This window comes from Flavobacterium sp. (genome assembly GCF_043779715.1).
Taxonomy (GTDB): domain Bacteria; phylum Bacteroidota; class Bacteroidia; order Flavobacteriales; family Flavobacteriaceae; genus Flavobacterium.
The window spans coordinates 1-6,698 of record NZ_JAYWDT010000194.1; the positions used below are offsets into that span (position 1 = coordinate 1).

5 protein-coding genes are annotated in these 6,698 nt (G+C 32.9%); all 5 read right to left on the minus strand.

From position 1 onward, the window contains the following. On the minus strand, positions 1-647 hold a 647-nt coding region (locus ACH2BG_RS09355), incomplete at its 3' end, for an NAD(P)-binding domain-containing protein (protein WP_395047427.1). A 254-nt stretch (positions 648-901) separates the two neighbouring features. Continuing rightward, complete coding sequence (locus ACH2BG_RS09360) at positions 902-2,068, minus strand: iron-containing alcohol dehydrogenase (protein ID WP_395047428.1); 1,167 nt, start codon at positions 2,066-2,068, stop codon at positions 902-904. A 10-nt stretch (positions 2,069-2,078) separates the two neighbouring features. Beyond that, entirely contained in the window at positions 2,079-3,011 is a 933-nt protein-coding gene (locus tag ACH2BG_RS09365; protein ID WP_395047429.1) for a hypothetical protein, read from the minus strand. Between the two features lie 84 nt (positions 3,012-3,095). After that, the gene (nadD, locus tag ACH2BG_RS09370; protein ID WP_395047430.1) at positions 3,096-3,689 is read right to left on the minus strand and encodes a nicotinate (nicotinamide) nucleotide adenylyltransferase; all 594 of its coding nucleotides are present in this window, start codon (positions 3,687-3,689) and stop codon (positions 3,096-3,098) included. 103 nt (positions 3,690-3,792) lie between these two features. Further along, a complete protein-coding gene (locus ACH2BG_RS09375; protein ID WP_395047431.1) occupies positions 3,793-6,690 on the minus strand; it encodes a TonB-dependent receptor in 2,898 nt (965 codons plus the stop codon). Between the last annotated feature and the right edge of the window lie 8 nt (positions 6,691-6,698).

Consider the following 6,698-nt stretch of genomic DNA (forward strand, 5'->3'; position numbering starts at 1 on the left):
ACCGATTGAAAATTATCGCCATAACCCAAACCATGAGCAATTCCTGCTGCAATGGCATAAATATTTTTTAGCATCGCGGCATATTCTGTCCCAATAATATCATCGGAAATTTTTGCTTTAATAAAATGCCCAGACAAACAATTTGCGACTATTTTTGCTTTTTTGGCATCGCCACAAGCAATCGTTAGATACGACAAACGTTCTAACGCTACTTCTTCGGCATGACATGGTCCAGTAATTACACCAATATTATCGAAAGGAATATCGTAAGTTTTATTAAAATGTTCTCCAACAATAAGACTCGTTTCAGGAACAATTCCCTTAATGGCTGAAAAAATAATTTTACCTTCAAGACTTTCGGTCATTTTTTCGAGTTCGTTGCTTAAAAATGCAGATGGAATAGCAAAAATAATATAATCGGCATAAGCAACAGCTTCGTTTATATTTGTTGTAAGTCGTAATTTAGTTGTATCAAATTCAACACCAGTTAAATAATTTGGGTTGTGTTTGTATGTTTTAATGTGATTTACTGCATCTTCATTACGCATATACCAAGAAACTTCTTCTAGATTTACGCATAACATTTTAGTGATGGCAGTTGCCCAACTTCCTCCGCCTATTACGGCAAATTTTGGTTTTGTAGTCATTACAAAAAATTTAGTGTTTCAAAAGTAAGCAAAATACTGTAAACATAAAAGTTATTGCTGTAATGCTACGAGAATAAAGACTTTTTAAAATTTAACATTAGATTGTGATTTTTTACACAATTTAAAAATATTTCTAACGTTATACTTATAAGTTAGTTAAGTATATTAAAAATAAGTTTTGTTTTGGTGTTTAGAAAAAAAGGCGTTCAGGAAATTATTTCTTGAACGCCTTTTGAAATTTAGGAGTTAATTTTCTAATAACTACCTTCTACAATTTCTTTTACTCTTTGCAAAGTGATGTTTTGTTTCTCGCCTAATGCTTTCCAACCTCTTGTTTCGAAACGATTTACAATAAAGTCTGCCGATTTTTTGTAATCTTCAGTGTATTCAGACAGTTTGGTTTGCATTCCCATTTTGTGAAGAAATTCGATAGTTTTTTCTATCGCTTTTTCTGCTTTTTCTTCGGTTGAATTTCCTGAAACATTAAAAATCCTTTCGCCGTATTGTGCTAATTTGTCTTTTTTGGTTTCAAACATTACTTTATACAAACTTGGCGCAATAACTGCCAAAGTTCTGGCGTGGTCTATTTCGTATAAAGCGGTAAGTTCGTGACCAATCATGTGTGTTGCCCAGTCTGAAGGAACTCCTTTTTGAATTAATCCGTTTAGCGCCATCGTAGCACACCACATAAAATTGCTTGCCAATTTATAATCTGTTGGATTTTCTACAACATTTGGACCAATTTCTACTAATGTTTGTAATATGCTTTCGGCGATTCTGTCTTGTAAAATGGCGTCATGTGGATAGGTTAAATATTGTTCCATAACATGCGTAAATGCATCTACAACGCCATTTTCTAACTGACGTTTGGGCAATGAAGCAATCACTGTTGGATCACAAACAGAAAATTTTGGAAATAATGCACTACCGCCTAAAACGAGTTTTTCTTGAGTTGCTCCTATGGTTACTACTGCGCCTGAATTCATTTCCGATCCAGTTGCAGGTAATGTAAGAACGGTTCCAAACGGAATTACTTTAGATAAATCGGAAAACTGAATTCTATTTTTAAGAATGTCGATAGGATTGCCTTCAAAATTTGTTGCGCCCGAAATAAATTTTACACCATCGATAACACTTCCGCCACCAACAGCAAGAATGAAATTTATTTTTTCTTTTCTGACGATTTCGACAGCAGTCATTAAGGTTTCAAAACGCGGATTGGATTCGATACCACCAAATTCGATAATGTCGAAACCTTGTAAGTTCTTGATTACTTGTTCATGAATTCCGTTTTTGAAAATGCTTCCACCGCCATAAGCCAAAAGAATTTTTGCGTTTTTTGGAACTAAAGTAGAAAGTTTTTCTATTTGATTTTTACCAAAAATATAATTGGTCGGATTGTATAATTCGAAGTTTAACATGGTTTTTATTTTAAAATTTTATCTCTTGAATTAAAAAATTTGAGGTTTTAGTCACCTTTGGATTAAAAATCTCGTCTAGTTTAGCATTTAAAACATAATATTTTCCTTTTGCAACAATACCAGTTGTTGGAAATGTCATTTCAGTTGGAGCGGTTTTTATAACTTTGGCAGTAACAAAATCATCGGTAGAAACTAATTGAAAAACTTGTTTTTTAGAATTCGAGACAACCATTAATTCATTGTTTTTATTTAAGAAAATTCCGTCTCCACCAAGGATTAAATCAGTATTTATTTTGGTAATTTGAGTTGGGTTTTTTAAAGAAATTTTATACAACTCTCCCGTATTTGACTGTACTGTAATTAAATATTGGTTTTTGTAAACAACAATCCCATTAAGACTGAAACCCTTTTTTTTCCAGTTTTCATTTGTAGCAAAAATTGATGCGACTCCAGTTTTAGAAACTTTGTAAATAATTGGAGAAACACTATTAGTAACGTAAGCATTTCCTGAACTGTCAAAATCGACATCGTTTGCGAAATTTTCGCCAGTTGGGCTTAATTCTTCTAAATTGGCTACAAAATTTCGCTTTCCAGTTGTTAAATCGTAGGAAATTAACTTAGCTAATTTCATTTGTGTTGATACATTTGTTTGTACCGAGACACCTGGATCTGAAACACAAACATATAACAAATTTGCTTTTTCATTAGCATGAATTCCTATAGTACTTACCAAATCCTTATCGGAAATAAACTCTGAATATTCTCCATTTCGGGTTACTTTTCCAATTTTTCCGTAATGCAACGAACTTACAAAAAAGACATCTTGTTTTTTGTTATAAGCAATACCTTCAGGGTATAATTCATTAGCAGTGAAAGCGATATTTTGAGCTTTTGCATTGAATATAAAAAGGATAAAGATTGAGATTTTAATTACTTTTTTCATGGATTCATGTTATGAATTTAAGTAACAAAGGTAATGTTCTGCTAATTGTAAGAATTATAACAGGTGTTAATTATAATATAAATTTTACTTTCTATAAAAATTATTATGATTTATATATTCCCAAACTTTAGAAGGTAATAAGGGTTGAATGTTTTTTTTGTTTTTGATGTTTTCACGAATAAAAGTAGATGAAATTTCTACAATCGGAGCGTTTATAATATGAATTTTTGTTCCGAAGTTTAGGGAGATTTTTGAATCCAGATTTTCAGCCTCCGAAGAAACTCGAGGATACACATAAATCTCATGGTTTTGTAAAATTATCTCGTAATTTTTCCATTTGTGTAGCGAGTTCAGATTGTCTTGGCCCATAATTAATGAAAATTCATATGATGGAAATTTATCTTGTAAATGTGCCAAAGTATTTACGGTATAATTGGGTTGCGGTAGCTTAAACTCTACATCTGAGGGTTTAATTTTTGGATAATCTTCTGTTGCTAAATTTACCAAATGCAAACGTTGGTAATCGTCTAGCAAAGTATCTTTCTTTTTTAGTGGATTGTGAGGCGTGACAACCATCCAGATTTGTTCTAAATCAGAATATTCGGCCATGTGGTTGGCAATAATTAGATGCCCAATATGAATGGGATTAAAGGTTCCGAAGTATAAGCCTATTTTCATATTCTAATTTTATGTTGGTAAAGTTAATTAAAATCTGGGTTAATAAAAAAAACCATCTGACTCGCATCAGATGGTTTTAAAAAACATTAAATTATTTATATTTTTAGAAGTTATAAGTCACTCCAAAATTCCATGTTCTTCCGAAACCGAAATAGACTTGGTTTCTAATATCGGTTCCGTTATATAATCCTCTATTTTGATAATCTTGGTAAGTTGCATATTGATTTGCACCTGTACCTTTAAGCTTGTTTCCTGTTGTAACGGCTGCTGTTGGATTAATTAATCCATCACTTCCTGCGGTTGGCGTGTTAAACTCTGTTTCGGTTGCAGTAAACTGATTTGTTCTAGATTCAGAAACATATATTTCATTTAAAACATTGTTTACGTTTACTCTCAATGTAAATGAATCTTTACTGTCTTTGGTTCTATTTATTTTGTAAGTAACTCCAGCATCCATTAATCCGTAATTAGGTAATTGTAACGACCCTTTATTGTCTTCTTTATTAAAATTATTAGGAGAAATTCCAGCATAAAGTTTATCCGAAAATCTGTAATTTGCGTCAACTTTTAGTCCTTTAGCAACTTCATAATTGGCGCCAAGACTTGCCGTCATTTGCGCAGCATCACCTACCTTAACACCGTCTAAATATAAAGTTGTTGTTGTTCCTCCACCAATTGGGGTGTTTGAAGCGTCGTATCTGTTACTTAAACTATTTCCTTTGTATTCCCAGTTTCCTACAGAAAACATTGCGTTTAAACCTAATTTTGTTAATGGCTTAACACTCATTTCTAACTCAACACCTGTATGAACCTCTGTAATTCCTGAGAAATCATAATATCCACCAACATTTAATAAATCAGTATCAGTGGTTCTTTGGTATCTGTCTTTCCAAGTGGTGTGATATACGTTCAAATTTGCATTAAATTTAGGGGCTTTATATCCGTAACCAGCTTCAAAACCAACTATTTTTTCGTTAACTAAATTTCCGTTTAGTATAGATGCATTGTTTGGATAAACAGCATTAAAAAATGGTTGTTTAGAATAATAACCTGCATTTACAAAAACATTCATTCTTTCGTTAAGGTTATAGTTTACACCACCTTTTACGTTTCCTCCAAGAATTTTTTCATTAGCTGTTGAGCTTAATGGGTCAGTTGTTTTATATTTGAAATAATCTACTCTTTTGAAACCTTGTTGCGAAACTGCTCCTTGAACGAATGCAGTCAGTTTCTCGGTACTGTATTCTAATTGAGTAAAAGCTCCGTACCATTTTACCAAACCGTCATTATTGAAATTAATTCTTTCTTGATAGTTTAATTTAAAAAATGGGTTTCCATTAGGTTCTGTTGCATATTGATCTGTTAATATTCTAACAGGATTATTTATATCGTTACTTCCTGCTCCAACTGCTGAATAATTAGCATTATAATTTGTAGCACCTATCAAATCGTTTAAGTTTTGATAATGAAACCCTTTGTAAGTTCTTGCATCAAAACCAAAATCTAATGTTAATTTATCTGTTAGTTTTCTGTTTAAATTAATAACACCACCATACCAGTCATGTGAGTTTATAGATGATATTTTTGAAATACCATTAGTTCCATTGTTACTAGTAGATGCACTGTTCTGATATGCACCACCTATTTGAGCTCTAGGCGTTGTGTTAGGAAGTCCTCCTGTCACTGGAACAATAGAAACTGCTCCGCCAGAATTCCAAGCTTGTATTAAATCAACATTAATAGCTCCGTTTGATGTTCTTAAATTATCTCCATTAAACCTATTTCCTCTTATTGCACCAGCGCCATTAGATCCTCCACCACGTCCCCAAGAACCATATAAAACAGTAGATACCTTAGTTTTATCGTTTATTTTAAAATTATAGTTAAAAGAAGCTACGGGTTTATGATAAAAATTAGTTCTAAAACTGTACTCCTCACCATTCAAATAACCATAATCAGAGTTGTAGCGAATATTAGGTTCCCCACCTTTACCGTATTTAATAAATTGTGCAATTGTAGGGCTTGCTGATCTCTGATTGTGCCATTGCGGTGCGCCAGTAAATGTAAATTGAACATCATGTTTTTCATTAAACTCATAACCAATCCCTACAAAATAATTTTGTCCCGAGAATTTTGTCCCGTTTACATAACCATTCCCTTGTGTATTACTAAATAATACAGAAGCTGATAAGCCATTTTTCATTTTCCCTGTAGAATATGAAGCTATCGTTTTTAAATAGTCTTCATTTCCTAACATAGCAGAAACTGACCCACCTTCTTTCATGTCAGCTGTTCTCGTAATTACATTTATAGTTCCTCCTACTGAAGAAATAGCTAGTTTAGATGAACCTAAACCTCTTTGTACCTGCATTGCAGAAGTAACATCAGACAAACCTGCCCAGTTACTCCAGAAAACAGCTCCGTTTTCCATGTCATTTACAGGAACTCCGTTTATCATTACAGCAATATTTCTCTGGTCGAATCCACGAATATTAATTCTAGAATCTCCAAAACCTCCACCACCTTTTGTAGCATATACCGATGGGGTGTTTGCTAAAATTTCTGGAAATTCTTGAGACCCTAATTTTTCTCTAATTTCGGATCCTTTAATGGTCGAAACCGCTACGGGTGTTCTTCTGTCTTTTGCTAAATCGATTACTGTCGATGTAATAACAACCTCTCCAAGAACGTTATCATCGCTAGATAAAACTATATTTCCTAAATCTGTTGTTTGTCCACTTGCAACAACGTAAGCTACTTTTTTTGTTGTAAATCCTAAGAAAGACACTACAACGTTTCCGTTTTCTGATACTGAATCAATTGTAAAACTACCATCGAAACCAGTTGATATCCCATTTCTATTGCCCTCAATTACTATATTTGCACCTGGCAAAGGTCCGTTTTCGTCATAAACGAAACCTGTTATTTTTCCTTGTCCAAATACTGATGATACAGTAATTAAAAAAGATGTTACTAAGAACCATTTTTTCATATTTTTCATTTCTGATA